Genomic DNA, 25,830 nt, shown 5'->3' on the forward strand with positions numbered 1-25,830 from the left:
GAGTACGACTCCGCAGACCGGAGAACTCGATGGACATAACTACCCAAGACACACCTCCCCCCGCGCCCCAGCCGAACAGTGGCGAGCGCAAGCGCGCCGCCCGCGGCGCCACCCGCCCCGGCGACCGGGTCTTCCTCGGTCTCGCCCGAGGGTCCGGCGTCTTCCTGCTGGTGGTCATGGCCGCGATCGCGGCCTTCCTCACCTGGCGCGCCGTCCTCGCCATCAGCGAGGACGAGGGCAACTTCCTCACGACCTTCGAGTGGAACACCGGCGCGAAGCCGCCGGTCTTCGGCATCGCGGTCCTGGCCTACGGCACGATCATCTCCTCGATCATCGCCATGGTCATCGCCGTCCCGATCGCCGTCGCCATCGCACTCTTCATCACCCACTACGCCCCGCGCCGGCTGGGCGGCCCGATCGCCTACGTGATCGACCTGCTCGCCGCCGTGCCGTCCATCGTGTACGGCCTGTGGGGCGCCCTGATCCTCGTGCCGCACATGAACGGCCTCTTCAGCTGGCTGAACGACTACTTCAGCTGGACCGGCATCTTCTCCTGGGACGAAGGCCCGGCGCGCTCGATGCTCACCGTCGGCATCCTGCTCGCCATCATGATCCTGCCGATCATCACGAACGTCAGCCGTGAGGTCTTCAACCAGGTTCCGCAGATGCACGAAGAGGCGGCCCTGGCCCTCGGCGCCACGCGCTGGGAGGTCATCCGCATGTCGGTGCTGCCCTTCGGCCGCTCCGGCGTGATCTCCGCCTCGATGCTCGGCCTCGGCCGCGCGCTCGGCGAGACGATGGCCGTCGCCACGGTGCTCTCCCCGGACTTCCTGATCCACCTCAGCCTGCTGAACGGCGGCGGCGGCACCTTCGCCCAGAACATCGCCGCCAAGTTCCCCGAGGCCGACGAGTTCGGCCGTGACGCGCTGATCGCCTCCGGTCTGGTCCTCTTCGTCATCACCCTGTTGGTCAACGGCGCGGCACGCATGATCATCGCCCGTCGCAAGGAGTACTCGGGGGCCAACGCATGAGCCACTCAGCCGTCACCGCCAAGCGTCAGAACTCCCTTCAGGGCGGCCAGCTGCCGAAGTGGGCTCCGTACGGCATCGCCGCGGGCTCGGTCGCGGTCTCCATCGGCCTCTGCCTGGGCACCGGGATCGAGAGCAAGATCCAGTGGGGTCTGATCGCCGCGATCCTGTACATCCTCGGTACGTACGTCATCTCCTCCCGCGTCGAGAACAGCCGCCAGGCCAAGGACCGCATCGCGACCTCGCTGATCTGGGTCGCCTTCCTGCTCGCCGTCGTGCCGCTCGCGTCGCTGATCTGGGCGACCGTCCAGCGCGGCATCAAGGTCCTCGACGGATACTTCCTGAGCCACTCGATGGGCGTCATCGGCAACTCCGAGCCGGGCGGCGGCGTCTACGCCGCCATCATCGGCACCCTGGAGCAGGTCGGCATCGCCACCCTGATCGCCGCGCCGATCGGTGTGCTCACCGCGATCTACCTGGTGGAGTACGGGCGCGGTGCGCTCGCCCGTGCCGTCACCTTCTTCGTCGACGTGATGACCGGTATCCCGTCGATCGTCGCCGGTCTGTTCATCCTCAGCATCCTGCTCGCCTTCAACCTGAACTTCTCCGGCTTCGCCGGCGCGCTCGCGCTGACGATCCTGATGCTGCCGATCGTGGTCCGTTCCACCGAGGAGATGCTCAAGCTCGTCCCGAACGAGCTGCGTGAGGCATCCCTGGCCCTCGGCATTCCGAAGTGGCGCACGATCCTGAAGGTGGTCCTGCCGACCGCGATCGGCGGTATCACCACCGGCATCATGCTGGCGGTGGCCCGTATCGCCGGTGAGACCGCGCCCGTGCTGCTGGTGGTGTTCGGCAACCCGTTCATCAACAACAACCCCTTCGAGGGTCCGCAGGCGTCGCTGCCGCTGTACATCTACCAGCAGTACTCGCTGAGCGCCGGTTCGGACGCGGGTATCGACCGCGCCTGGGCCGCGGCCCTCACTCTGATCATCTTCGTGATGATCCTGAATCTGGCGGCCCGGGCTCTCGCCCGCTGGAAGGCCCCCAAGACCGGTCGCTGACGCGGCCAAGTGTGAACAGTCAGCGACTCGGATCCGAAAGAAGCAGTGATACCCATGGCCAAGCGAATTGACGTCAGCGGCCTCCACGCCTACTACGGCTCGTTCCGTGCCATCGAGGACATCTCGATGACCGTCGAGCCCCGCTCCGTGACGGCCTTCATCGGCCCGTCCGGCTGCGGCAAGTCCACCTTCCTGCGCACCCTCAACCGCATGCACGAGGTCACCCCCGGCGGCCGGGTCGAGGGCAAGGTCATGCTCGACGACGAGAACCTGTACGGCGCCGGGGTCGACCCGGTGACCGTGCGGCGCGAGGTCGGCATGGTCTTCCAGCGCCCGAACCCGTTCCCCACGATGTCGGTGTACGACAACGTGGCGGCCGGCCTGAAGCTGAACGGCTCGTACAAGAAGTCGCAGCTGGACGACGTGGTCGAGAAGTCCCTCAAGGGCGCCAACCTCTGGAACGAGGTCAAGGACCGCCTGAACAAGCCCGGTTCCGGTCTCTCCGGTGGTCAGCAGCAGCGTCTGTGCATCGCGCGGGCGATCGCGGTGGAGCCCAAGGTCCTGCTGATGGACGAGCCCTGCTCGGCCCTGGACCCGATCTCCACGCTCGCCATCGAGGACCTGATCGGTGAGCTGAAGGAGCGCTTCACGATCGTCATCGTGACGCACAACATGCAGCAGGCGGCGCGTGTCTCCGACCGCACGGCCTTCTTCAACCTGGCGGCCGTCGGCCAGCCCGGCAAGCTGATCGAGATCGACGACACGGAGCGCATCTTCTCCAACCCGTCGGTCCAGGCCACCGAGGACTACATCTCCGGCCGCTTCGGCTGACAGACCCCTCGCGGTGCTGCATGGCGGTGCCACCGCGAGGCAGATAAAGGGCCCGCCCCCCGGCTCCCGGGGGGCGGGCCCGTCTCTGTTTTCCGGCACATACGCCCACTGCTGACGGCATCCGGCCGGGCGTCACCCGCGCACATGCCCCTCCGCGTCCGCCCTGGCCAGACTGCGGGCGCGTCTCGCCGGGCCGCGCCAGCCGCAGGTGCAGTGGGCCGAACAGAAGGGGCCCTTCTCCACCATCGACGTGCGGTGGTCCGAGAGGCCGCCCTGTTTCGTGGGGGAGGTTGGTCCGTCCTGCTTCGCCACGCTGACAACGTTACCCAAGGCCAGTGGGCGCGACTCCCCGGCGTGCGTGACGGGGGCACCTACCCGTCGTTAACCGGAACGTGGGGGCCCGTGACGGACGTACCGGCTGGGGGTAGGCAGGCGATGACGGAGCGGCAGCAGCACCGGAGACGTGGGGCGGGCGTCGCGGCTGGGGTCTTGTGTGTCTGCCTGGCCGGCGGCGGCTGCGCGGAGAGCGGGGCCGCCGAGGACGCGCGGGGCGAGGGCGCCCTGGCGACGGTGCGCCGCTCGGCCGCCGCGCTCGTGGACGCCCGGAGTTCCAAGGCCACCACCTCCATGGAGATGGCCACCGGCGGCACCCGGGTCACGATCCGCGGCGAGGGCGTGTACGACTTCCGCAAGCAGATCGGGCGGCTGAGGGTGCTCTTGCCGCAGGATCCGGCGGGCGCGACCCCGCATCGGCCGATCATGGAGCTGCTCGCCCCCGGAGCGCTGTTCATGAAGAACCGGGGCGCCGGCGTCCCCGCCGACAAGTGGGTGCGCGTCGACACCCGGTCGCTGTCCGACGGGAACCTCGTCACCGGCGGCGCCACCGATCCGTACATCGCCGCCGAGGTGCTGCGCGGGGCGCGGACGGCGCGGCTGGTCGGGGACGACGAGATCGCCGGTACGCCGGTGCGGCACTACCGGGGCACCGCTGACCTGGGCATTGCCGCGCGCGAGGCCGCCAAGGGGAACGCCGAGTCCCTGACGGCGGCGGCGAAAGGGTTCGCCACGGATCAGGTACCGTTCGACGTCTTCCTCGACGACGAGGGGCGGATCCGCAAGGTCCGGCACCGGTTCAGCTTCGTCAACGGACGGCAGCAGGACGCCGTCGCCGTGGCCTCGACGACCCTGTTGTACGACTTCGGGGCCCCCGTCGACGTACGGTTGCCCGACGGTGACGACATCTACGCCGGCGAGATCGCCGAGCAGTGAGGGTCGGTGCATGCGTGCGTGACGGACGTCAAGAACTAGCCCGTCCGTGCCATGCGCGGTGTGTAGGCCGCTCCCTACTCTAGGAAGTCGGTAACGCCAGAGAAGAGGTGATGCACGTGGCTCCGGTCGGCGGTACGGCAGTTCAGGACCACGTGGCCCTCGCCGAGATCGAGCTGTGCGGAGAGCTGATCATCGCGGCCTCGGCCGCCCGCGAGGAGCGGCTCAGCCTGGAGAGCATCGACGAGGTGCTGCGGGTCGCGAAGGAGCGGGACATCTCGGCCGGTGAGTGAGTCGTCCCTCACATCCGCGGAGATCAGGTCCGCAGCAGCCGCCCGATCGCCTTCGTCGCTTCCTCCACCTTCGCGTCGATCTCCGCACCGCCCTTGAGGGCCGCGTCGGCGACGCAGTGGCGCAGGTGTTCCTCCAGCAGCTGGAGGGCGAAGGATTGCAGGGCCTTGGTGGAGGCGGACACCTGCGTGAGTATGTCGATGCAGTAGACGTCCTCGTCGACCATGCGCTGGAGGCCACGGATCTGCCCCTCGATCCGCCTGAGCCGCTTGAGGTGCTCGTCCTTCTGCTTGTGGTAGCCGTGGATGCCGCGGTCGTGGTCCGTCACGACCTCCGGGACGGCTGCTTCCGTGTCCTGATCAGTGGCGGAGGTCGCACCCGCGCCGGCCCCGGTGGTCGTCATCGCGTCCTCCAGTCGTATACCGCTTCATATACCCCTACTGGGTATATCGTATCGAACTTTGCTGGGTATAGGCCCTGTGGCCGAAGCCGCGACCGGCCACGACGCTGGACTGGACCACTGGGCAGCCCCCGTGCCGACCACTGTGAATGATGGGTGACACTGGAGGACGGCCCATTAGCCGTGGCCGGATGATGCACTTAGCATCAGCCTGACCGAAACCGATGCTTCTTGAGGACCCTCACGTGCGCTTTCGTCTGACCCCCCGGGAGACGAGCTTCTACGACATGTTCGCGGCATCCGCGGACAACATCGTCACGGGCTCGAAACTCCTGATGGAACTGCTCGGGGCGGACACCGCCGGCCGGGCCGAGATCGCAGAGCGTATGCGGGCCGCGGAACACGCAGGTGACGACGCCACACACGCGATCTTCCACCAGCTGAACTCCTCGTTCATCACGCCGTTCGACCGCGAGGACATCTACAACCTCGCATCGTGCCTCGACGACATCATGGACTTCATGGAGGAGGCCGTCGACCTGGTCGTCCTCTACAACGTCGAGGAACTGCCCAAGGGCGTCGAGCAGCAGATCGAGGTCCTCGCCCGGGCGGCCGATCTGACGGCCGAGGCGATGCCGAACCTGCGCACGATGGACAACCTCACGGAGTACTGGATCGAGGTCAACCGCCTGGAGAACCAGGCCGACCAGATACATCGCAAGCTCCTCGCCCACCTCTTCAACGGCAAGTACGACGCCATCGAGGTCCTGAAGCTCAAGCAGATCGTGGATGTGCTGGAGGAAGCGGCGGACGCCTTCGAGCACGTGGCGAACACGGTGGAGACCATCGCCGTCAAGGAGTCCTGACCGCTCAATGGACACCTTCGCCCTGGTCGTGACCATCGCGGTCGCGCTCTTCTTCACGTACACCAACGGCTTCCACGATTCGGCCAACGCGATCGCCACCTCCGTGTCGACGCGGGCGCTGACGCCCCGGGCGGCGCTGGCGATGGCCGCGGTGATGAACCTGGCCGGCGCCTTCCTCGGCTCCGGCGTGGCCAAGACGGTCAGCGAGGGCCTGATCCAGACACCGCAGGGCTCGAAGGGGATGGGCATCCTCTTCGCCGCACTGGTGGGCGCGATCACCTGGAACCTCATCACCTGGTACTACGGCCTGCCGTCCTCCTCCTCCCACGCCCTGTTCGGCGGCATGGTGGGCGCGGCACTGGCCGGCGGCACGACGGTGTACTGGTCGGGGGTCCTGGAGAAGATCATCATCCCGATGTTCGTGTCACCGATCGTCGGTCTGTGCGTCGGCTATCTGGTCATGACGGCGATCATGTGGCTCTTCCGCCGCTCCAACCCGCACAAGGCCAAGCGCGGCTTCCGCATAGCCCAGACCGTCTCGGCCGCGGGCATGGCCCTCGGCCACGGTCTTCAGGACGCCCAGAAGACCATGGGCATCGTGGTGATGGCCCTGGTCATCGCCGACGTCGAGGACTACGGCGACCCCATCCCGGTCTGGGTGAAGATCGTCTGCGCCGTCATGCTCTCCCTCGGCACGTACGCCGGCGGCTGGCGCATCATGCGCACCCTGGGCCGCAAGATCATCGAACTCGACCCACCCCAGGGCTTCGCCGCGGAGACGACGGGCGCGTCGATCATGTTCACCACGGCCTTCCTCTTCAAGGCCCCCATCTCCACGACCCACGTCATCACCTCCGCGATCATGGGCGTGGGCGCGACGAAGCGCGTGAACGCCGTGCGCTGGGGCGTGGCCAAGAACATCGTCCTGGGCTGGTTCATCACGATGCCGGCAGCGGCGTTGGTGGCGGCGGGGGCGTTCGGGGTTGTGAATCTGGCGTTTTTGTAGGGGGTTGGGCGTAGCTCTCCGGGCTGGGCTGGGCTGGGCTGGGGTGGGGCGACACTTCGCAGCGGGGCCTCTCGACGCACGGTTCGCATCTTTCAGCCCGTCCGGCGTTTGAGGACAAGGCCCCTTCAGGGCCGGCGGGGGTCCAGGGGGCGGAGCCCCCTGGTGGGGTCGAAGGGGCGAAGCCCCTGGGGATGGGACGGGTAGGGGCGGCGGGGGCGAGAAACATCAAGGCACGGCAAACGACCGTCCCCCCAGGGAACCCCACCCCGCACCACCTCGTCTCGTTCCACGAACCCCCAGGAGGCGAGATGGAACGGCGCACCTTCATCGGCGGCACGGCAGCAGCGATAACCGCCCTGACGGCAACCGCTTGCAACGGCAACGAGCCCAACAGCACCACCGGCGCGGGCACAGGCACAGCCACCCGCACCCAGAACACCGCAACCACCGCCACGGCCCCCGCATCCGGCAAAGCCGCCGCAGGCGCCCCCGCCCCCGCCACCTGGACCGCCCTCGCCCAAGACCTCGACGGCCGCCTCATCCGCCCGGGCGACGCCGACTGGAAAACGGCCCACCAGCTCTACAACACCCGCTTCGACACCCTGAAGCCCGCCGCGGTCGCCTACGTCGCCCACCCCGACGACATCCGCACCACCCTCGCCTACGCCCGCGCCCACCACCTCAAGGTCGCGATACGCAACGGCGGCCACTCCTACGGCGGCTGGTCCTCCGGCAACAACCGCCTGATCATCGACGTCTCCAAGCTCAACCGCATCCGAGCCACCGGCAACACCGCCGTGGTCGGCGCCGGCTCCAAGCTCATCGACGTCTACCGCGCCCTCGCCGCGAAGGGCACCACCATCCCCGCCGGCTCCTGCCCCACCGTCGGCGTCTCCGGCCTCACTCTCGGCGGCGGCCAGGGCGTGACCTCCCGCGCGTACGGCCTGACCTGCGACAGCCTCACCCAGGCCACCCTCATCACCGCCGACGGCAAGCAGCTCACCGCCAACGCCACCACCAACAAGGACCTGTTCTGGGCCCTGCGCGGCGCGGGCAACGGCAACTTCGGCGTCGTGACGGAACTCCACTTCAAGACCCACCCCGCCCCCCAGGCCGTGACGGCGTACATGACCTGGCCCTGGTCGAAGGCGGCCGCGCTGATCAAGGCATGGCAGGAGTGGGGCCCCGACCAGCCCGACGAGATCTGGTCGTCCCTGCACCTGGCCAAGAACGCGGGCGGCAACCCCACGATCTCCGTCGCCGCGTTCTCCCTGGGCACCTACCGCGAACTCCAGAACGCGGTCGACCGCCTCGCCGACCGCCCCGGCGGCCCCGGCCCCGCGAGCAGCGTCACCCTCAAGCGCCGTTCCTACGAGGAGTCGATGGAGCTGTACGCCGGCTGCTCGTCCTTCGCCTCGGACGCCCAGTGCCACCTGCCCGGCTCGACCCCCGGCCGCTCCCCGCAGGGCGCGCTGGGCCGCGAGACGTATGCCGCGAAGTCGGACTTCTTCGACCGTTCGATCTCGGCGGCGGGCATCCAGACCCTGCTGAAGCAGGTGCAGTCGGTCCGCGGCGGCGCCGGCAGCATCGCGCTCACGGCCCTGGGCGGAGCCGTCAACCGCGTCTCCCCCACGGCGACGGCCTTCGTGCACCGCCGCTCGCGCATCCTGGCCCAGTACATCGCCTCCTGGGGCGCCGGCGCGACGGGCTCCACCGTCCAGGCGTGGCTGACGTCCGCCCACACGGCGATGCGCCCGCACGCGTCGGGCGCCGCGTACCAGAACTACTCCGACCCGTCCCTACGGGACTGGCGCAAGGCGTACTACGGGGACGCGGCGACCCGCCTGACCAAGCTCAAGAAGCAGTACGACCCGGAGGGCTTCTTCAGCTATCCGCAGTCGCTGTGACGCCCCGAAAGCCCAACGCGCCCCACCCGCACGCCGCTCCGAAAAACCGCTCGCTCGCCGCCGGCCCGCGAATCCGCTAAGCCGCGAGATCCCGCTCCTCAGCCCCCGCGCTCTCCTTCCGAGCGCCGGGGATGAGCGCCTCCTGCCCGTCCACCCCGGACCTCCCCCGCGCCCTGATCAGCCGGCCGCCCCTGGGCGACCGCTCGATCGCGGACATCAGCGGCGTCAGCATGGCCATGGCCAGCGGCGACAGCAGCAGCGCGACGGCGGTGCCGAGGGCGAACCCGCCGACGACGTCGGTCGGGTAGTGCACACCCATGTAGATCCGGCAGAAGCCTTCGAGCAGCGCCAGCCCGATGCCGATGAGCCCGAACTTCCGGTTGGCCACGAAGAGCCCGACACCCAGGGCCATGGCGATGGTCGCGTGATCGCTCACGAACGAGTAGTCGGTCTTGCCGGTCACCAGGACTTCGAGCCCCTGGTGGTCGTTGAAGGGCCGGGGCCGCTCGACGAAACCCCGTATCGGCACGTTCACCAGCACCGCGATCGCGGCGGCCAGCGGCGCCCAGACGAGCGCGGCCACGGACGAGGCGGCGTCCTGCTCGCCCTGCCGCCGCACGGACCACCAGCACCACACCACGAGCAGCACCAGGCCGAGCAGCAGCCCGTACTCGCCGACGTACTCCATGGCGCGGTCGAACCAGCGCGGTGCTTCCTTGGCCAGGCCATTGATGTCGTAGAGCAGCTCGACGTCGGGGTTCGACCCGGATGCTGCGAGTCCAGCCATGATGCCGCGGCCCCTTCATCGTCTCTCGGCGCTTGGTGCGTACGCCGTTCCGCCACCCCCGTGGTTGTAGATCCGGCTACGACACCAGGAACGCACGGCCCCTGTTGATACGTTCCACACTCCACTGAATGATCACGCAGACGTTATCGAAGAGAGACCCATCGCCGCAGCTCAGGGGGTGGGTTCACGCTCCGTCTATACCGTCGTGGGCAGCGCTTTCGCGCCATCTTCGGTGACTCTCGTGGCCCCGAAGTAGTCGGGGGTGTCGATCGGGTCGAACCGGATCACAGCACCCGTTCTCGGCGCGTCGATCATGTACCCGCCACCGACATAAATCCCCACATGCCGGATGGCCCGGGAGTTGTCGAGGTCGTCCGAGAAGAACACCAGATCCCCGGGCAGCAGTTCGTCCCTGGCCGGATGCGGCCCCGCGTTCCACTGGTCGTTGGCCACCCGCGGCAACGTGATCCCGACACTCTCGTACGCGGCCTGCGTCAGCCCCGAGCAGTCGAACCGGCCACCGTCCGCGGCACCGCCCTCGCCGCCCCAGAGGTAGGGCGTGCCCAGCTTCTTCTGGGCGTAGTAGATGGCGCCGGCCGCCTGCTTGCTGGGATCCACCCGGTTGACGGGAGCGGCGAAGCTCTCCTCCAGGGTCGTGATGATCTTGACGTAGTTCTGCGTCTCCTTGTACGGCGGCACGCCCCCGTACTTGATGACCGCGTACGCCCCCGCGTTGTAGGACGCGAGCATGTTCTTCGTCGGATCGCCGGGTACGTCCTTCACGTACGAGGCGAGCTTGCAGTCGTACGACGCGGCCGACGGGATCGCGTCCTTCGGGTCCCATACGTCACGGTCGCCGTCGCCGTCGCCGTCGATCCCGTGGGTGGCCCACGTCCCCGGGATGAACTGCGCGATGCCCTGCGCGGCGGCCTGGCTCTGTGCCTTCGGGTTGAACCCGCTCTCCTGGTACAGCTGGGCGGCGAGCAGCGCGGGGTTGATCGCCGAGCACAGGTTGCCCCACTTGCGCACGAGGTCCGCGTAGGCGGCCGGCACCGCCCCCTTGGCCAGCGCCTTGGACGCGCCGCCCACGCCGTTCGCGAGGTTCCCGGCGACGATGTAGACCCCGATGACGAGCAGCATCACGAAGCTGAGCCCCACCGCGAGGGTGGCACCCGCCACGATCCATGCCTTACGCACCGTCAACCGCCCCTCGCCCGCCGGGAGTCCGCCCGCGCCAGTCTAGGAGCTTCCCCCGTGGGACTCGTCGCAACCGGCGCTCTCGCGGTACGGAGCCGCCGCCTCACCCCGCAACACCACGCGGTGACGGAGCCGCATTTACCTCTGAGGTCATCGCGCCCACCCGCCCCGCCTGCCACGATCGTCTGCACAGGGACCGAGCCCGACCGACCGGGAGGACACCATGCCCGCCTACGTCATAGCCCACCTGCGCGACGCCGCTCCACACCCGGAGATCGCCGAGTACATCGAGCGCATCAACGCCACCCTGGAGCCGCACGGCGGCCACTTCCTCGTCCATGTCACCCCGCACGAGACGAAGGAGGGCAACTGGCCCGGCCATGTGGTGGTGATCGGCTTCCCTGGCATCGCACAGGCCCGCGCCTGGTGGGACTCGCCCGCCTACCAGGAGATCGCGCCCCTGCGCTCCCGCCACATCGAGGGCGACATCATCATGGTCGAGGGAGTCCCGGACGGCTACGACCCGACGACCACGGCGAAGGCCATGCGGGAAGCGATGGCCGCCGAGTAGGGGCGCATCGCTCGCGGTGGGCGCATGGCTCGTGGCGGTCGGGCCCCCCAACCCCTCACACGGTCAGCCCGCTCTCCCCGGCCACGGACGAGACCGCGTCCTGCCGGATGAACCACTCGGTACCGAGGATCCCGTCCCGGACGGCCGCCGGGAATCCGGCGATGAGGCCCGGTGCCGCTCCCCGGTCCACCTCGGTGCGATGGGCCAGTACGGCGGCCCACTTCCGCTCCAGCCAGGGGCGCACGTCGACGGTCGTGGTGACGCGCTCGTCCGGGACCGTGTTCATACCCTTGCCCGCGCGGGCCAGTTCGCCCAGCGCGGGGAGGGCCGAGTGGGGGTGCGTGGCCAGGTAGAGGGCGCTCGGCTGCCAGGGGGCGCCGGCGTCGGGGTAGAGCCGTTCGAGGCCGGCCGCCTGGACGGCGAGGGTGGTCAGACGGTGGGTGTGCACATGGTCGGGGTGGCCGGTCAGGCCGCCGTAGGCGTCATGGGTGACGACGACCTGCGGCCGGAACCGCCGTATCTCGGCGACCAGTCGGCCCACCGCCTCGTCCAGCGGCGCGTCGCGCAGCCGTGGGCCGCCGGGGGCGGAGTGCGGCACCCGGTCGTCGGCGTAGCCGAGCATCCGCCGTTCGCCGGCGCCCAGGATCCGTAGCGCCTCGGCGAGTTCGGCCCCGCGGGGTGTGTCCGGGGCCCAGGTCGCCGTCACGACGCCGGTGCGCGCGCCGGCATCGGCGTGCCGGGCCAGGACGCCGCCCGCGAAGAGGGACTCGTCGTCGGGGTGCGCGAACACGCCGAGCAGGCTCGGCATCGCCATCGCCACCTCCGTATCCGGATCCGGCCGCTGCCCCGAGCACGGATCGCATGCTCAGTGCTCGGCCACCACCCGCTCCCGCTCCCCCAACGCCCAGCGCGTACCCGTGAGTTCCTCGGACACCGTCCACAACCGCCGCGCCACCTCCACGTCGCTGGCCGCGGCGCTCCGCCCCACCAGCGCCGGCGCGCCCCGCATCTCGCCCCTGCCGCCGGGCCCGACATAGCTCGCGCCGGGAAGGTCCTGCGTGGCGGCGTACAGCGTCGGCAGCGCGCCCGCCCTGTCGTCCTGGGCGAAGACCCGGTTGCCGATCTTCATGGCGAGCCGCTTCACCGGGTTCCCCGTGTGGCTCTGGAGGTTGGTGGCCGCATAGCCGGGGTGGGCGGCCAGGGAGCGCACCGGGGACCCGGCCTCCGTCAGCCGGCGCTGGAGTTCCAGCGTGAACAGCAGGTTCGCCAGCTTGGACTGCGCGTACGCCTGGTTCGGGTTGTAGCCGGACGTGAAGTCGAGGTCCTCGAAGCGGATCCGCGCGTCGAACATGCGATGGATGCCGGAGGACAGCGTCACCACCCGGTCCGTGACGTACGGCAGCAGCAGGTTCGTCAGCGCGAAGTGGCCCAGATGGTTGGTGCCGAACTGCATCTCGAAGCCGTCCGCGGTCCGCTGCTCCGGCAGCATCATCACGCCGGCGTTGTTGATCAGCAGATCCAGCGGCCGCCCCTGCCAGCCGTCCGCGAACTCCCGTACGGACGACAGATCCGCCAGGTCCAGGCGCCGCACCTCGGTGCTGCCGTCCACCGTCGCCGCCGCTGTCCGCCCGCGCTCCAGGTCCCGTACCGCGAACACGACGTGCGCGCCGGCGCGGGCCAGCGCGTCGGCCGCGGTACGCCCGATGCCGCTGTTGGCGCCGGTCACGACGGCCGTGCGGCCGGTCAGGTCGGGGAGGCGGGTCGCGTCCCATGTCTTGGTCTTCGTGTTGTCAGCCATGTAAACGAATGTAGGCGTCGCCAACAATGCTGTCAATGACAACAATGGTGACGACGCCAACAAAGATGGCAACGACAACATAAAGCTACGATGGTCCACATGCCCGAGAGCCGCCCCTACCACCACGGAGATCTGCGCGCCGCCCTGCTCGCCGCCGCGGAACGCACCCTGCGCGAGAAGGGCGTCGGCGCCCTGTCCCTGCGGGAACTCGCCCGCGAGGTAGGTGTCAGCCACGCCGCCCCGGGCCGGCACTTCAAGGACAAGCAGGCCCTGCTCAACGCCCTGGCCCTGGCCGGGTACGAGCGGCTCAGCCGGGCGCTGGACACCGCCGAGGACCCCGCACTCCCGCTGGAACCCCGGCTCACCGCCCTGGCCCGCGCCTATCTCGGGTTCGCCGTCGACAACGCCGAGCTGCTGGAGCTCATGTACGCCCGCAAGCACGACCCGGAGGCCTCCGAGCAGATGGCCGCCGCCGTCGAGCGCACGGTCGGCGGCCTCGAACAGGTCCTCACGGACGCCCAGCGACGAGGCGAGATCATCGAGGGCACCCCCGAGGAACTCAACCTCGTCACCGGCGCCGCCCTGCACGGCATGGCCGCCTTCATCGCGGGCGGCTGGCTGACGCCGGAGGCGGCACTGGCGGGCGTCGAGGGCCTGGTCCACCACCTGCTGAACGGCTTGAAGCCACGGTGACGCCCCTAAGCCGGTGCCGTACGGCGACGGAAGCGCCTCGCCCCTCCGCCCGGCCTCAGCCCGCGAAGGCCGCCCGCAGCACACTGACCGCCTGCCCGATAGCGGCCTCGGCGGCCCGCGTCCCGCGCAGCGCGTTCAGCATCACGAAGTCGTGGATGATGCCCTGGTAGCGCACCGCGGTGACCGGCACCCCGGCCTCCCGCAGCTTGTTGGCGTACGCCTCACCCTCGTCGCGCAGCACATCGGCCTCGGCGGTGATGACGAGCGCCGGCGGCAGCCCGGCCAGCTGCTCCACGGTGGCCCGCAGCGGTGACGCCGTGATCTGCGCCCGCTCGGCCTCGTCGGTCGTGTACTGGTTCCAGAACCAGTGCATCGCGTCCCGCCGCAGGAAGTACCCCTCGGCGAACTGCCGGTAGGACCCGGTGTCGAACGACGCGTCGGTGACCGGATAGAAGAGCACCTGCTGCACCAGCGGCACATCGCCGCGCTCCTTGGCCATCAGGGTCAGCGCGGCCGTCATGTTGCCGCCCACCGAGTCACCGGCCACGGCGATACGAGCGGTGTCCAGGCCGTTGGCCGCCCCCTCGCGGACGATCCACCGCGCGACGGCGTAGTTCTGCTCGATGGCGACCGGATAACGCGCCTCGGGCGAGAGGTCGTACTCGGGGAAGACGACCGCGGCACCGGTGCCGACGGCGAGCTCGCGCACCAGCCGGTCGTGGGTGTGGGCGTTGCCGAAGACCCACCCCGCGCCATGGATGTAGATGATCACCGGGAGCGTCCCGGTGACCCCGGCCGGCCGGACCACACGAGCCCTGACCTCGCCTGTCGGCCCGCCGGACACGGTGACCCACTCCTCGTCGACCTCCGGCTTCTCCACCTCCCCCGACTGCACCTCGTCGACGGCCTTGCGCCCCTCGGCGGGCCCCAGGTCGAACAGGTACGGCGGATTGGCGGTCGCCTCGGCGAAGGCCTGGGCGGCGGCCTCCAGGACGGGACGGACGGGGGCGAAGCCTCCGGTGTCGGTGCCGGTGCCGCTGCCTATGTCGGTCATGACGCTCTCCTCGGATCGAGTGCCGCACGCCCCGCACACGCGGACAGGCCACCCGGCTGGTCTCACCGGGCTCGGCGGCACGTCTTGAAAGTAGCGCGCGACTAAGTCGTGCGCAACTAATTAGGCCACGATGGGTTAGCTCGCGATAGAATTCGGACGGAGACATCCGGCCACGGACATCCCCTCGAGGCCCCAGGAGCCCACCATGACCCCACCCACCGATCAGCCCCCCGGAGGCTCCCTCCTCCTCGACGACCAGCTCTGCTTCGCGCTCTACGCCGCCTCCCGCGCCGTGACCGCGCGCTACCGCCCCCTCCTCGAAGAGCTGGGCCTGACCTACCCGCAGTACCTCGTCATGCTGACCCTCTGGGAACGGGACGCGATCTCCGTACGGGACCTGGGCACCACCCTCCAGCTGGAATCCAGCACCCTGTCCCCGCTGCTCAAACGCCTCGAAGCGGCCGGACTGCTGCGCCGCGAACGCCGCCCCGACGACGAGCGCTCGGTCGCCCTGCGCCTCACCGAGGCCGGCGCGAAGCTCCGCGACCGCGCGAACACCGTCCCGCTCGCCATCGGCGACGCGATGGGCCTGACCCCACAACAGGACGCCCTGGCCAAAGAGCTCCTGCGCCAGATCACGGCGAACGTCACCGAGGACCCCCGCCGCTGACGCTCCGTCACCACAGCTCGCCGACGACCGAGACGACGCGCCCCCAGCACGGCCTGTTCACCATCCCGGGATAGCCTTCACCCGCAGAACACCGGCACGACCCCTCACCCGACCGGCCGTCAGAAACGGCCTCCGGCGTGAAGAGAGCTAACGACGTGACCACACGACAGGTTCCGCTCAGGCCTCATTGCCCGGCGTGACCTGCCGTGATACACAGAGTGACCATACGAGGTATTCGTACGAATCCCGCCCATCAATGACGCCAAGTCGACATACCACGGCAGCATTGTCGGCGAGAATGATGCCTGACCTCTGCGCACCGCAGGGGACTGCGGAACTACCCAACAGGGGCGGTGACTTACATGCTGTTTGCGGCCGACAAGGGCGACATCAACACCATCATCGGCGGGATCGCTCCGGACTGGGGCCCCTTCGGCAGCCTGGGCAACGAGGCGAAGGTGATGATCGAGGTCGTGATGGCCGTCGCCATCCTGCTCTGCCTCGGCATCGCCATCTGGGGTGCGGCCAAACAGCGCATCGGCGCGACGGCCTTGCGGGACACCTTCAGTGCCGAGCAGGGCAAGGGTCTGATCATCGCCGGCCTGACGGGCGTCTTCATCATCGGCTCCCTGGGCACGCTGTTCACCATTGTGTACGGCATGGCCGTCTAGCCGCCCCGGCAACCCCGGCCCCTCCGTCCGCTCCGGGCACGCCCGGCCCCCCTAGTCCCCCACCCACCCGTCGTGCCCACCGGCTGAGGTTGCGTTTCCCTGATGTCGAGTCACCACACCGCGCCCATGCGGGAACCAGCACGGCTACCGTCGTACTCCAACGTGTATCTGTCCGACGTCGAGGGGGCGTACGCGGCATGAGTCTCGGAGACGAACGGGAGTCCTCCGGCGGGTACGGAGGCACCGGTCAGACCCGTACCCGGCTGCCCGAGAGCAGCGGTGACGTGTACGGGGGAGCGCGGCGGGGCGGCCGCTCGTCGTCCCGGAGCCTGGTCACCGTCGTCGGCGTAGTGGTCCTCCTCATCGCCGCGATCGCCTTCGCGAACCGTGGAGGAGACGACTCCGATTCCCCCACAGGGGACGAAAACCAGCCGAAATCCACGACTACGGCGGCGACGGGGACGCGGCCGGTCGGTGGAAAGGCCGCGGGGATTCCTGGGGGGTTTGCTCGGGATGAGCAGGGGGTGGCTAGTGCGGCTGCGAACTATGCGGTGACGCTTGTCTCGGCCGACATCCTCCAGCCGGTCCGCCGGGCCGAGATCGTCCAGCAGCTCTTCGTCACCGACAAGCAGGCCGAACTCGCGGCCAAGTTCGACAAGGCGTACTCCACGGAGTTCCTGAGCAGCATCGGCCTGGACGAGAACGGCTTCGCGACAGCAGGCAACACCTACGTCTCACGCACCGTGCCGGTCGGCACCAAGGTCACGAGCCACTCGGACTCCGCGTCGACCGTCGAGGTGTGGTGCACCGGTGTGTTCGGCATGGCAGGGGAGACTTCGACCAATCCGGCCAGCAGCGACTGGTTCACCATGACGCTCAAGCTCCGCTGGGCAAGCAGTGACTGGAAGGTCGAGAGCTTCTCCCAGAAGGACGGCCCCACACCCGTCCCGGGTGACAGCAGAGCATCCAGCGCCGACGACATGGCCAAGGCAGTCGAGGAGTACGGAGGGTTCACGTATGCCCGATAGCCCGCGCCGCGTACTCAAGGTCGCCGCCACCCTCACCGCCGTACAGACCACGGTCGTGCTGCTGGCCACCCGTGCCGCCGCCGCACCCACTCCGTCACCGACCCCGTCGGGTGACAACTGCGACCTCATCGTCGGCCCCGCCAAGGACTACTGCGAAAAAGACAACGGCGGCTCAGGCAGCCGCTCCGGTGGCGGCACCCTGGACGACCCCACCGCCACCCTCGACCCCCTCTCCTCCCTGGCCAAGGGCTGCGCCGACGCCGCCTCCTGGACCGTCAAGCAGCTCAGCGAGGCCGTGAAGGAGACCGCCAACGTCGACTTCACGAACGCCAAGTTCCTCCAGCAGTACGCCGTCGTCTTCGCGGCGTCGACGATCCTCACGCTCCTCCTCTGGCTGCTGGCCGTAGCCAAGCGAGCAGTACGGGGCGTCCCCCTCACCACCGCCATCAGCGAAGCGATCGGCTTCCTCTGGCTCACCGTCCTCGCGTCCGCGTTCACGCCCCTGATCCTCTACACGGTCGTATCGGCCACCGACGGCATCACGGACGTCCTCGCGAAGACGACAGGCGACCAGACGGACACGTTCTTCGGCACCTTCGCCGGCGCCCTGGAGAAGGGCGAGGACATCGGCGGCGGCCCGATCATGCTGATCGTCGTCTCCCTCGTCTCCATCCTCGCCGCCGGCATCCTCTGGCTCGAGCTCGTCATCCGCGCCGCGCTGCTCTACGTCGGCGCCCTCCTCGGCACGGTCGTCTACGCCGGCCTGGTCGACAAGAACCTCTGGGGCCACGTCCGCCGCTGGGCCGGCATCATGATCGCCGTCATCCTCGTGAAGCCGGTCATCGTGATAGTGCTCGGCCTGGCCGGCGCGCTGTCCGCCGACGACGGCCCGAACGCCTTCTCCGCGGTCGTCTCCGGCCTCGCCATCATCCTGCTCGCCATCTTCGCGAGCGCGATGATCTACCGCTTCGTGCCGGGCTTCGGCGACGAGATCGCCGGCTCCCGCAACAACCGCATCATGAGCGGCGCCGAGAGCAAGGCCGCCGCCGTCATCAGCTCCCCGGCGACCCTCGTCGCCCAGGGCATCAAGACGCACAGTTCCCGCGCGGACAACAACAGCGGCGGCGGCCAGTCGGGCGCCCGCCCCTCGAACCCCGCCTCCGGCGGCGTCGCCGCGCACAGCGCGCGCACCTCGAACGGAGGCGGCGGATCTGTCCCCTCCGCCGCACCCGCACCCCGTTCGAGCAGCCCGGTCAACACCCCGCACGCCAGCAACACCCGCAACAGCAACCGTTCAGGAGGTGACGGGCGTTGACGACGCAGTCCCACGTGTCCCATCCGGTCACGCCCCGCCGTACATATCTGGTCGGCCGCGCCCGGCCGAACGCCATCGTCGGACGCAACCGCGAGACCGGCGAGATCGCGCTGATCATCGCGGGCGCGTTCCTCGGCATGATGTGCGGACTCCTCGTCCCCGTCCTGTCCGCACGCATCGTGCTGCTGATGGGCTTCCCGATGCTCGCGCTGGCCGCGGTCTACGTGCCGTACAAGAACCGGACCATCTACAAGTGGTTCGAGATCAACCGCAGCTACAAGCGCACCCTGCGCCAGGGCACGACCTACCGCTCCGCCGTCATGGAGGCCGGCACCGGCGCCGACGGACGTGAGGTCGAGGTCGGGCCGCCGCCGGGCATCGGCCGCATCACCTGGCTCGCCGCCCCGTTCGGGCCCGACGAGATCGCCGTACTGCTGCACGCGGACCGCAGGACCGTCACCGCCGCCATCGAGATCGAGGGCCCCGGCGTCGGCCTGCGCGACTCCGAGGACCAGGAAGCCCTGGTCGACCGCTTCGGCACCCTGCTGAAGCATGTGGCCAACGGCGACGGCTTCGTGACGCGTCTTCAGATGCTCGCGCGCACCCTTCCCGCCGACCCGGACGCCCACGCCAAGGACGTCGCCGTACGCGGCGACGAGCGCTCCCCGGCCTGGCTTCAGCAGTCGTACGACCAGCTCCAGTCCATGGTGTCCACGAGCAGCGAGCAGCACCGCGCGTACCTCGTCGCCTGTATGCACTACACCCGCGAACTGGCCGCCGAGGCCGTCGCGATGGCCCGTGCCGCCCGCCCGCACGGCGGCAAGGCCGACCGGGACGCGGGCCTCGCGGTCGTCATGGCCCGCGAGCTGACCGACATCTGCTCCCGCCTCCAGGAAGCCGACATCCGCGTACGGCAGCCGCTCGGCCAGGGCCGACTGGCCTCGCTCATCCACTCCATGTACGACCCGGACCACCCGATCGACCACATCCAGGCGATGACGAAGCGCAACGCCTGGCCGGCCGAGCTCGACGCCATGGAGCCGACGTTCCTCCAGGCGAAGACCCGGGAGTCCTCCACCCGTGCCCCCTGGTGCCACGCCACGGCCTGGGTGAAGGAGTGGCCGATGACCCCGGTGGGCGTCAACTTCCTGGCGCCCCTGCTCGTCCACACCCCGGACGTCATCCGCACGGTCGCCGTCACCATGGACCTCGAACCCACCGAGGTCGCCATCGAGCGCATGCTGACCGAGAAGACCAACGACGAAGCCGAGGCGAGCCGCGCCGCCAAGATGAACCGCACCGTCGACCCGCGCGACGTCGCCGCCCACACCCGCCTCGACCAGCGCGGCGAGGACCTCGCGAGCGGCGCCGCCGGGGTCAACCTGGTCGGCTACATCACCGTCTCCTCCCGCTCCCCCGAGGCCCTCGCGCGCGACAAGCGGACCATCCGGGCGTCCGCCGGAAAGTCGTATCTGAAGCTGGAATGGTGCGATCGCGAGCATCACCGGGCATTCGTCAACACGCTCCCCTTCGCCACCGGCATTCGGAGGTAGGACCTGATGCGGGACCCGCTGTCCGTCCTCACCGACGCCTTCACGTCCTTCCTGTTCGGGAAGGTCGAGACGACCCGGCTTCCGGTGCGCACGTCCACGGGCCAGGCGCAGGCGGTCTACCTCCCGACCGCCGCCCCCGGCCTCGGCGACTCGGGCGTCATCATCGGCCGCGAGGTGTACTCCGGAAAGGGCTACATCTACGACCCCTTCCAGCTGTACGGCCAGCAGCTCCCCGCCCCCCACTGGCTGGTCCTCGGCGAGTCCGGCAACGGCAAGTCGGCCCTGGAGAAGACGTACGTCCTACGTCAACTGCGCTTCCGCGACCGCCAGGTCGTCGTCCTGGACGCCCAGGGCGAGGACGGCGTCGGCGAGTGGAACCTCATCGCGCAGGAGCTGGGCATAACGCCGATCCGGCTCGACCCCACGGCGGCCCTGGACCACGGCATCCGCCTCAACCCCCTCGACCCGTCGATCACCACCACGGGCCAGCTCGCGCTGCTCCGGACGATCATCGAGGTCGCCATGGGCCACGGCCTCGACGAGCGCTCGGGCTTCGCGCTGAAGGTCGCGCACGCCTACGTCAACGAGACCATCGTCGACCGACAGCCCGTCCTGACCGACATCGTCGAGCAGCTACGGCACCCCGAGCCGGAGTCGGCCGAGGCGATGAACGTCGCCATAGACGACGTACGGGCGTGGGGCCTGGACGTGGCGCTGGTGCTGGACCGGCTGGTCGACGGTGACCTGCGGGGCATGTTCGACGGCCCCACCACGGTCGGTATCGACCTCGACGCGCCCCTCATTGTGTTCGATTTGTCCCACATCGACCGCAACTCGATCGCCATGCCGATCCTGATGGCGATCGTCGGCGTATGGCTGGAACACACCTGGATCCGCCCCGACCGGAAGAAGCGCATCTTCCTGGTCGAGGAGGCCTGGCACATCATCAACAGCCCCTTCGTGGCTCAGCTGTTCCAGCGTCTGCTGAAGTTCGGCCGGCGCCTGGGCCTGTCCTTCGTGGCGGTGGTCCACCACCTCTCGGACGTCGTCGACGGCGCCGCGGCGAAGGAGGCGGCCGCGATCCTGAAGATGGCGTCGACCAGGACGATCTACGCCCAGAAGGCCGACGAGGCGAGGGCCACCGGCCGTGTGCTGGGCCTGCCGCGCTGGGCTGTGGAGATCATCCCCAGCCTCACCCCCGGCATCGCGGTGTGGGACGTCAACGGCAATGTCCAGGTCGTCAAACACCTGGTCACCGAGACCGAACGCCCCCTCGTCTTCACCGACCGCGCGATGACCGAATCGTCCACCGACCTCGCCGACGACGCCCTGCGCGCCGCCGAGCTGGAGGCGGAGGAACGGGCCGCGGCCTTCGTGGAGCAACACCTGGGCGACTCCGAATCGACGGTGGCGTAGGGGGCAGCGTGAGACCGGAGCACGGCCGGGAGTACCGGGACCGCGGGCAGCACCGGGACGGCCAAGGGGGCATCCCCGACGGCCTGCTGATCGGCATACTCGCCTTCCTCCTCGGCATGACCCTGCTGGTCTGGACGGCGACGGGCCTGGCGGCACTGTTCGCGCACGGCACCTGGCCGACCGGGGTCACCTTCGCCCGCACACCGCTCGCGATGCGCTCCCTGATCGCCGAGCCGCACGACATCCCGGGCGCCTGGCCCGCCACACCGGCCGGGCAGCTTTCCGGGTACGGCCTGTTCTGGGGCCTGTTCATAGGCCAGCTGATGATCCTCGTCGTACTGACGGTGTTCGTCCTGGGCACAGTGGCCCGGTGGCGGGCGGTCAGGACGGGAAGGCGCACCGCGAAGGCGGACGCCGGGGCGGATCCGGGGTCCTCGGACCCCGAGCCGCTGCCCTCCCCGGTGAGAGGCGAGGTACCGGCACCGAGGAAGGAAGCGGAGCCGACGGGGACCTGGCAGCCCCAGCACCAGCCGTCACCGACGCCGGTGCCGGACGGTCCGTACATGCCGCAGCCGGAGACGGCACCGGCCGCCACCGAGCCCGCTGCCCCTCTCCTCGCGGAACCGTTGGGCGGACCCGAACGAGTCCTCGTGGCCCCCAAGGAAGGCCGGCTGAAGACCGCCACCCAGGCAGTGCGCGACGCCGAAGGCCCCACCCTCGTGGTCACGTCCAACCCCGACCTGTGGCAGGGCACGAAGGACGCTCGCGGAAAACTGGGCCCCGTCCTCCTCTACGACCCCACCCACCTCTGCGACACCCCGGCCCGCCTGCACTGGTCCCCCACGACGGCCTGCGAGGACAAGCAGACCGCGGCTGCCCGGGCCGCCGCCCTGCTGACCCCGGTCCGCCCCACGTCCCGCCTGGACCAGGCGGTGAGCGACACGGCCGAAACGCTCCTGCGCAGCTACCTGCACGCCGCCGCCATCGACGGCCGCACCGTCCGCCACGTCCACCGCTGGTCCCAGGGCACTCAGATCCAGGACGCCGTACGCATCCTCCGCACCAACCCCAAGGCCGCGCCGGGCTCGGCCGGCGAACTGGAAGCGGCCCTCACGGCCCACCCCGAACGCCGCGACATGGCCCAGGAGTTGACCACCAGAGCGCTCGCCGCCCTCTCCATGGTCAACATCCGCGAGGCGTGCACTCCAAACCGAGCCGATGCCCTCACCTTGGATTCCTTCGTCCACGAAGCGGGCACGCTTTATGTGGTGGGTGAATCCATCGAGGATCCCCGAACCAACCCAGGCGCCATGCCACTCCTGACGGCACTCGCCGCAAGCGTGGTCGAGCGCGGCCGGCACATGGCCGAACGGTCATCCTCCGGTCGCCTCGACCCACCACTGACGCTCGTCCTGGACGACGTCGCCGCCGTGGCTCCCCTTCCTCAGCTACCGGAGCTGCTGGCCTCCGGAGCGGACCGGGGCATGCCGACCCTGGCCCTCCTCCGGTCCCGGGAGCAGGCTCGCTCGCGCTGGCCGCACGACGAGGCTCTTGGGGGGCATCGGAGCGGAATCTAGCGGCAGCCGCTGATCACTCCGCCGAACCCGCGAGATCAAGACGAGTCGCAGGATCTCCCGTACTACGCAGACCGCAAAGAGTTCTTCGCGAAGAACCCTTTGCGAAGAACTCTTTGCGGTCTAGCCTGTGCGGTGTGCCCGATGCGATGAAGAGGCCCGAGCGCCCGAACCCCGAAGAGGACTCCGTAGTCCTGGATGCCAAGGGCCTGCGTGCCATGGCGCATCCGGTACGTGTGCAGTTGGTCGGGCTGCTGCGGAAGTTCGGCCCATCGACAGCCACCCGTCTCGCGGAGCGGCTCGGCGTGAACTCCGGGACAGCCAGCTATCACCTGCGCCAGCTCGGCGCGGCCGGTTTCGTCGAGGAGGACACCGAACGCGGCAACGCGCGAGAGCGCTGGTGGCGCGCGGTACACCAGATGACGGAGCTCAACGACCGGGAGCTGGCCGATCGAGAGCCCGAGGCCACCATGGCCTTCCTGCAATCCGTCGCCACCACGTACACCTTGCGCACTCAGCAGACGCTGAACGAGTTGCAGACGATGCCCCGTGCGTGGCGGAACACCTTCGACATGAGCGACTGGGCTCTGCGGCTCACACCCGAAGAAGCCGTCGCCCTGCGGGAGGAGTTGAGGGCCGTCATCTCCCGGTACCGCCGAGACACACCCGAGGCGGCGGCAAGTGCCCCGGAGGGAGCCGAGCGGGTCGGCGTTGTCACCCACCTCCTGCCCGAACTGGACACGCCCGCCCCGTCGGAGCCCCGGACGGAGACGTCGTGACCGGGGACGCCACCGGCGCTGACGGCATATCCAAAGGGCGGTCCTTACGGCCTCTGAGTGGCGTGCTGGCGGCCATGGCCGTGTCACTGACCGGTACCCGGGTGTCGGCGGTCGCCCTGCCTTGGTTCGTCCTGGTCACGACCGGCAGCGCCACCCGGACCGGGCTCGTCGCCTTCTTCGAGATGGCCGCCTACGTACTGGTCAAGGCGTTCACCGGACCGCTGGTGGACCGGGTCGGCCCACGGACCGTCTCCTGGACCACGGACGTCGCCAGCGCAACCGCTGCCGCCGCCGTCCCCCTGTTCCACGCCCTGCACCTGCTGTCCTTCCCCCTTCTGCTGGCCCTGGTCACGGTGATCGGCGCCGCCCGCGGACCCGGCGACCTGGCCAAGGAAGTCATGGTCCCCGAAGCGGCTGAACGCGGTGGGGTGCCGCTGGAGCGGGCCACCGGCCTGTCCGGCGTGACCGAACGACTCGCTTCCACCGTCGGCCCGGCGGTCGACGGCGCCTTGGTGGCGCTGCTCGGCCCGTTGCCAGGGCTTGTCGTCAACGCGGGCTGCTTTGCTCTCGGATCGGTGATCATCGCACTGGTGCTGCCTCGCGGCATGGGTGAGCCGGCCGAGGGCGCCTCGCCGCAGGCCGGAGAGACGAAAGAGGGCTACTGGAAACGCTTCGGCGAAGGCTTCACCTTCCTGCGCACCGAGCCGCTGATGCTCACCGTCATCGTCATGGTGGGTATCACCAACCTGCTCGACGCGGCCTTCATGACGGTTCTCATGCCCGTCTGGGCCAAGGAGTCCGGCAACGGGCCGACCGCGATCGGCCTCACAGGCACCGCGATGGGGGCCGCAGCGGTCGCCGGAAGCCTGATCGCCGCGGTGGCCGCACACCGGCTGCGGCGCAGGGTCGTGTTCTTCACCGGGTTCCTGTTGGCCGGGGCGCCGAGATTTCTGATCCTCGCCTTCGACGCCCCGCTGGGCGCGGTACTGGCCGTCTTCGCGGTCAGTGGCTTCGGTGCGGGCTTCCTCAACCCGGTGATCGGGGCCGTCCTCCTCGAACGGGTGCCCCGCCGGATGCTGGGCCGGGTCAACGCGCTCGGCGACTCACTGGCCTGGGCGGGCATCCCTCTCGGCGGCCTGATCGCCGGGGCGGCGGTCGCCTCCGTCGGACTTGCACCGGTACTGCTCGCCGGCGGGGCTGCGTACTTCCTCACCACGAACCTGGCAGGACTGAGACGGGAGTGGCGCGAGATGGACCGTCCGAGAGGAAGAGGCGTCCTGAAGATGCACCAGGAGCACAACGCTCCGCGAGACAGCGCGGATGCCACGACATGACGTGCACGGGAGGGTGGGGCTGAAGCCAACCCGTTGCCGCTACGGCCGCTCCAGGACGAACTCCAGTTCCTTCTCCTCCGGCTTCCCGGACAACGGCACGACGAGCCCGCTCGGCACGAACCCCGCCCTCCGATAGAAGCGCTGGGCCCGCCCGTTCTCCTCATGCACGATGAGCCGCACCCGCTCGGCGCCGCGCCCCCAAGCCCATTCCAGACCCGCGTCGAACAACACCTCGGTCAGCCCGGCCCCCCGCTCCTCGGGCCGCACGAAGACGCCGACGACATGTCCTTGCAGCCGATCCACCGCGTTCCCGGCCCAATCGGTCGTCCCCGGCTGCTCGATCAGCACGGTCAACGTCCCGACCCACCGCCCGTCCGGCGCCTCAGCGATGATCTGCTGCGCCCCGCCAGCACCTTCACACGCCCGGGCGGCCCGTCCCCTCCAGAAGGAGTCGGATTGGGCCACGGCGTCCTCGTACGTCTCCAGAAACGCGATGTGCGCGACCGGGTCCTGAAGCGCCGCGAGTCGCAGCTCCTTCGTGGCGGGCCACTCGTCCGCACGAATGGATCGGATCACGTAGTTCATACGCCTGAGCTTAAACGCAAAAAGGCCCACGCCAAATGGCGTGGGCCTTTTCCCAAAATTTGTTCGGCGGTGTCCTACTCTCCCACAGGGTCCCCCCTGCAGTACCATCGGCGCTGTAAGGCTTAGCTTCCGGGTTCGGAATGTAACCG

General features: G+C 69.4%; 27 protein-coding genes and 1 rRNA gene. 19 read left to right on the forward strand and 9 right to left on the reverse strand.

Annotated elements, in window-relative coordinates; all coding sequences use genetic code 11:
- The first annotated feature begins 29 nt into the window (after positions 1-29).
- From pstC to pstB, 3 genes are read left to right on the forward strand one after another with little or no spacing between them, the layout of a single operon-like run.
- Positions 30-1,031 (forward strand): phosphate ABC transporter permease subunit PstC, encoded by a 1,002-nt coding sequence (gene pstC, locus ACIQWG_RS35450; protein ID WP_404103423.1) that lies wholly within the window; start codon positions 30-32, stop codon positions 1,029-1,031.
- Positions 1,028-2,089 carry a phosphate ABC transporter permease PstA gene (pstA, locus tag ACIQWG_RS35455; RefSeq protein ID WP_404103426.1) on the forward strand — a complete coding sequence of 354 codons (1,062 nt, stop codon included), beginning with the start codon at positions 1,028-1,030 and terminating at the stop codon, positions 2,087-2,089. The genes pstC and pstA overlap by 4 nt, the downstream gene beginning before the upstream one ends.
- Positions 2,090-2,143: 54 nt before the next feature.
- The gene (gene pstB, locus ACIQWG_RS35460) at positions 2,144-2,920 is read left to right on the forward strand and encodes a phosphate ABC transporter ATP-binding protein PstB (protein ID WP_404103429.1); all 777 of its coding nucleotides are present in this window, start codon (positions 2,144-2,146) and stop codon (positions 2,918-2,920) included.
- A gap of 132 nt (positions 2,921-3,052) precedes the next feature.
- On the opposite strand, the gene ACIQWG_RS35465 is transcribed toward pstB, so the two are convergent.
- A complete protein-coding gene (locus ACIQWG_RS35465) occupies positions 3,053-3,232 on the reverse strand; it encodes a hypothetical protein (RefSeq protein WP_404103432.1) in 180 nt (59 codons plus the stop codon).
- Between the two features lie 123 nt (positions 3,233-3,355).
- Here ACIQWG_RS35465 and ACIQWG_RS35470 point away from each other — a divergent pair, with 123 nt between their 5' ends.
- Both ACIQWG_RS35470 and ACIQWG_RS35475 read left to right on the forward strand, forming a co-directional pair.
- Positions 3,356-4,189, forward strand: coding sequence for a hypothetical protein (locus tag ACIQWG_RS35470; protein WP_404103435.1), 834 nt, complete (start codon positions 3,356-3,358; stop codon positions 4,187-4,189).
- A gap of 110 nt (positions 4,190-4,299) precedes the next feature.
- A complete protein-coding gene (locus ACIQWG_RS35475; protein WP_404103438.1) occupies positions 4,300-4,479 on the forward strand; it encodes a hypothetical protein in 180 nt (59 codons plus the stop codon).
- A 23-nt stretch (positions 4,480-4,502) separates the two neighbouring features.
- On the opposite strand, the gene ACIQWG_RS35480 is transcribed toward ACIQWG_RS35475, so the two are convergent.
- Complete coding sequence (locus tag ACIQWG_RS35480; RefSeq protein ID WP_404103440.1) at positions 4,503-4,880, reverse strand: metal-sensitive transcriptional regulator; 378 nt, start codon at positions 4,878-4,880, stop codon at positions 4,503-4,505.
- 242 nt (positions 4,881-5,122) lie between these two features.
- Here ACIQWG_RS35480 and ACIQWG_RS35485 point away from each other — a divergent pair, with 242 nt between their 5' ends.
- The 3 genes from ACIQWG_RS35485 to ACIQWG_RS35495 all read left to right on the forward strand — a co-directional run bounded on the left by ACIQWG_RS35485 (position 5,123) and on the right by ACIQWG_RS35495 (position 8,656).
- On the forward strand, positions 5,123-5,743 hold the full coding sequence (locus tag ACIQWG_RS35485; protein ID WP_030951199.1) for a DUF47 domain-containing protein: 621 nt from the start codon (positions 5,123-5,125) through the stop codon (positions 5,741-5,743).
- 7 nt (positions 5,744-5,750) lie between these two features.
- The gene (locus tag ACIQWG_RS35490; protein WP_404103443.1) at positions 5,751-6,749 is read left to right on the forward strand and encodes an anion permease; all 999 of its coding nucleotides are present in this window, start codon (positions 5,751-5,753) and stop codon (positions 6,747-6,749) included.
- Positions 6,750-7,057: 308 nt separating this feature from the next.
- Positions 7,058-8,656 carry an FAD-binding oxidoreductase gene (locus ACIQWG_RS35495; protein ID WP_404103446.1) on the forward strand — a complete coding sequence of 533 codons (1,599 nt, stop codon included), beginning with the start codon at positions 7,058-7,060 and terminating at the stop codon, positions 8,654-8,656.
- A gap of 76 nt (positions 8,657-8,732) precedes the next feature.
- Here ACIQWG_RS35495 and ACIQWG_RS35500 read toward each other — a convergent pair whose 3' ends face one another.
- Together ACIQWG_RS35500 and ACIQWG_RS35505 are read right to left on the reverse strand one after the other, a co-directional pair.
- Positions 8,733-9,443 (reverse strand): phosphatase PAP2 family protein, encoded by a 711-nt coding sequence (locus ACIQWG_RS35500; protein WP_404103448.1) that lies wholly within the window; start codon positions 9,441-9,443, stop codon positions 8,733-8,735.
- Between the two features lie 195 nt (positions 9,444-9,638).
- Positions 9,639-10,646, reverse strand: a complete 1,008-nt coding sequence (locus ACIQWG_RS35505; RefSeq protein ID WP_404103451.1) for an NlpC/P60 family protein — start codon at positions 10,644-10,646, stop codon at positions 9,639-9,641.
- Between the two features lie 217 nt (positions 10,647-10,863).
- Here ACIQWG_RS35505 and ACIQWG_RS35510 point away from each other — a divergent pair, with 217 nt between their 5' ends.
- On the forward strand, positions 10,864-11,211 hold the full coding sequence (locus tag ACIQWG_RS35510) for a DUF1330 domain-containing protein (RefSeq protein ID WP_404103454.1): 348 nt from the start codon (positions 10,864-10,866) through the stop codon (positions 11,209-11,211).
- A gap of 55 nt (positions 11,212-11,266) precedes the next feature.
- Here ACIQWG_RS35510 and ACIQWG_RS35515 read toward each other — a convergent pair whose 3' ends face one another.
- Together ACIQWG_RS35515 and ACIQWG_RS35520 are read right to left on the reverse strand one after the other, a co-directional pair.
- Entirely contained in the window at positions 11,267-12,025 is a 759-nt protein-coding gene (locus tag ACIQWG_RS35515) for a PIG-L family deacetylase (protein WP_404103456.1), read from the reverse strand.
- A gap of 51 nt (positions 12,026-12,076) precedes the next feature.
- Complete coding sequence (locus ACIQWG_RS35520) at positions 12,077-13,009, reverse strand: oxidoreductase (RefSeq protein WP_404103460.1); 933 nt, start codon at positions 13,007-13,009, stop codon at positions 12,077-12,079.
- Positions 13,010-13,099: 90 nt separating this feature from the next.
- Between ACIQWG_RS35520 and ACIQWG_RS35525 the strand changes: the two genes are divergently transcribed.
- Complete coding sequence (locus ACIQWG_RS35525) at positions 13,100-13,702, forward strand: TetR/AcrR family transcriptional regulator (protein ID WP_404103463.1); 603 nt, start codon at positions 13,100-13,102, stop codon at positions 13,700-13,702.
- A gap of 55 nt (positions 13,703-13,757) precedes the next feature.
- On the opposite strand, the gene ACIQWG_RS35530 is transcribed toward ACIQWG_RS35525, so the two are convergent.
- Positions 13,758-14,756 (reverse strand): alpha/beta hydrolase, encoded by a 999-nt coding sequence (locus ACIQWG_RS35530; protein WP_404103466.1) that lies wholly within the window; start codon positions 14,754-14,756, stop codon positions 13,758-13,760.
- Between the two features lie 205 nt (positions 14,757-14,961).
- Between ACIQWG_RS35530 and ACIQWG_RS35535 the strand changes: the two genes are divergently transcribed.
- The 9 genes from ACIQWG_RS35535 (at position 14,962) to ACIQWG_RS35575 (ending at position 25,096) form a co-directional block, all read left to right on the forward strand.
- On the forward strand, positions 14,962-15,426 hold the full coding sequence (locus ACIQWG_RS35535) for a MarR family winged helix-turn-helix transcriptional regulator (protein WP_404103469.1): 465 nt from the start codon (positions 14,962-14,964) through the stop codon (positions 15,424-15,426).
- A gap of 362 nt (positions 15,427-15,788) precedes the next feature.
- A complete protein-coding gene (locus ACIQWG_RS35540) occupies positions 15,789-16,097 on the forward strand; it encodes a hypothetical protein (RefSeq protein WP_003991275.1) in 309 nt (102 codons plus the stop codon).
- A 197-nt stretch (positions 16,098-16,294) separates the two neighbouring features.
- Positions 16,295-17,125 carry a hypothetical protein gene (locus ACIQWG_RS35545; protein ID WP_404103472.1) on the forward strand — a complete coding sequence of 277 codons (831 nt, stop codon included), beginning with the start codon at positions 16,295-16,297 and terminating at the stop codon, positions 17,123-17,125.
- Positions 17,115-18,440: a hypothetical protein gene (locus ACIQWG_RS35550; RefSeq protein ID WP_404103474.1), complete on the forward strand. Its 1,326-nt coding sequence runs from the start codon at positions 17,115-17,117 to the stop codon at positions 18,438-18,440. The genes ACIQWG_RS35545 and ACIQWG_RS35550 overlap by 11 nt, the downstream gene beginning before the upstream one ends.
- Positions 18,437-19,993 carry an SCO6880 family protein gene (locus ACIQWG_RS35555; protein ID WP_404103476.1) on the forward strand — a complete coding sequence of 519 codons (1,557 nt, stop codon included), beginning with the start codon at positions 18,437-18,439 and terminating at the stop codon, positions 19,991-19,993. The genes ACIQWG_RS35550 and ACIQWG_RS35555 overlap by 4 nt, the downstream gene beginning before the upstream one ends.
- Positions 19,994-19,999: 6 nt before the next feature.
- The gene (locus ACIQWG_RS35560) at positions 20,000-21,409 is read left to right on the forward strand and encodes an ATP-binding protein (protein WP_404103479.1); all 1,410 of its coding nucleotides are present in this window, start codon (positions 20,000-20,002) and stop codon (positions 21,407-21,409) included.
- An 8-nt stretch (positions 21,410-21,417) separates the two neighbouring features.
- Positions 21,418-22,986, forward strand: a complete 1,569-nt coding sequence (locus tag ACIQWG_RS35565) for a TraM recognition domain-containing protein (protein WP_404103482.1) — start codon at positions 21,418-21,420, stop codon at positions 22,984-22,986.
- Between the two features lie 146 nt (positions 22,987-23,132).
- Positions 23,133-23,762, forward strand: a complete 630-nt coding sequence (locus ACIQWG_RS35570; RefSeq protein ID WP_404103530.1) for an ArsR/SmtB family transcription factor — start codon at positions 23,133-23,135, stop codon at positions 23,760-23,762.
- 74 nt (positions 23,763-23,836) lie between these two features.
- On the forward strand, positions 23,837-25,096 hold the full coding sequence (locus tag ACIQWG_RS35575) for an MFS transporter (RefSeq protein ID WP_404103485.1): 1,260 nt from the start codon (positions 23,837-23,839) through the stop codon (positions 25,094-25,096).
- 39 nt (positions 25,097-25,135) lie between these two features.
- Here ACIQWG_RS35575 and ACIQWG_RS35580 read toward each other — a convergent pair whose 3' ends face one another.
- Positions 25,136-25,681 carry a GNAT family N-acetyltransferase gene (locus ACIQWG_RS35580; protein ID WP_404103487.1) on the reverse strand — a complete coding sequence of 182 codons (546 nt, stop codon included), beginning with the start codon at positions 25,679-25,681 and terminating at the stop codon, positions 25,136-25,138.
- 61 nt (positions 25,682-25,742) lie between these two features.
- A 5S ribosomal RNA gene (gene rrf / locus ACIQWG_RS35585) occupies positions 25,743-25,830 on the reverse strand; the annotation flags it as partial.

It is taken from the genome of Streptomyces sp. NPDC098781 (assembly GCF_044759995.1).
Taxonomy (GTDB): Bacteria; Actinomycetota; Actinomycetes; order Streptomycetales; family Streptomycetaceae; genus Streptomyces.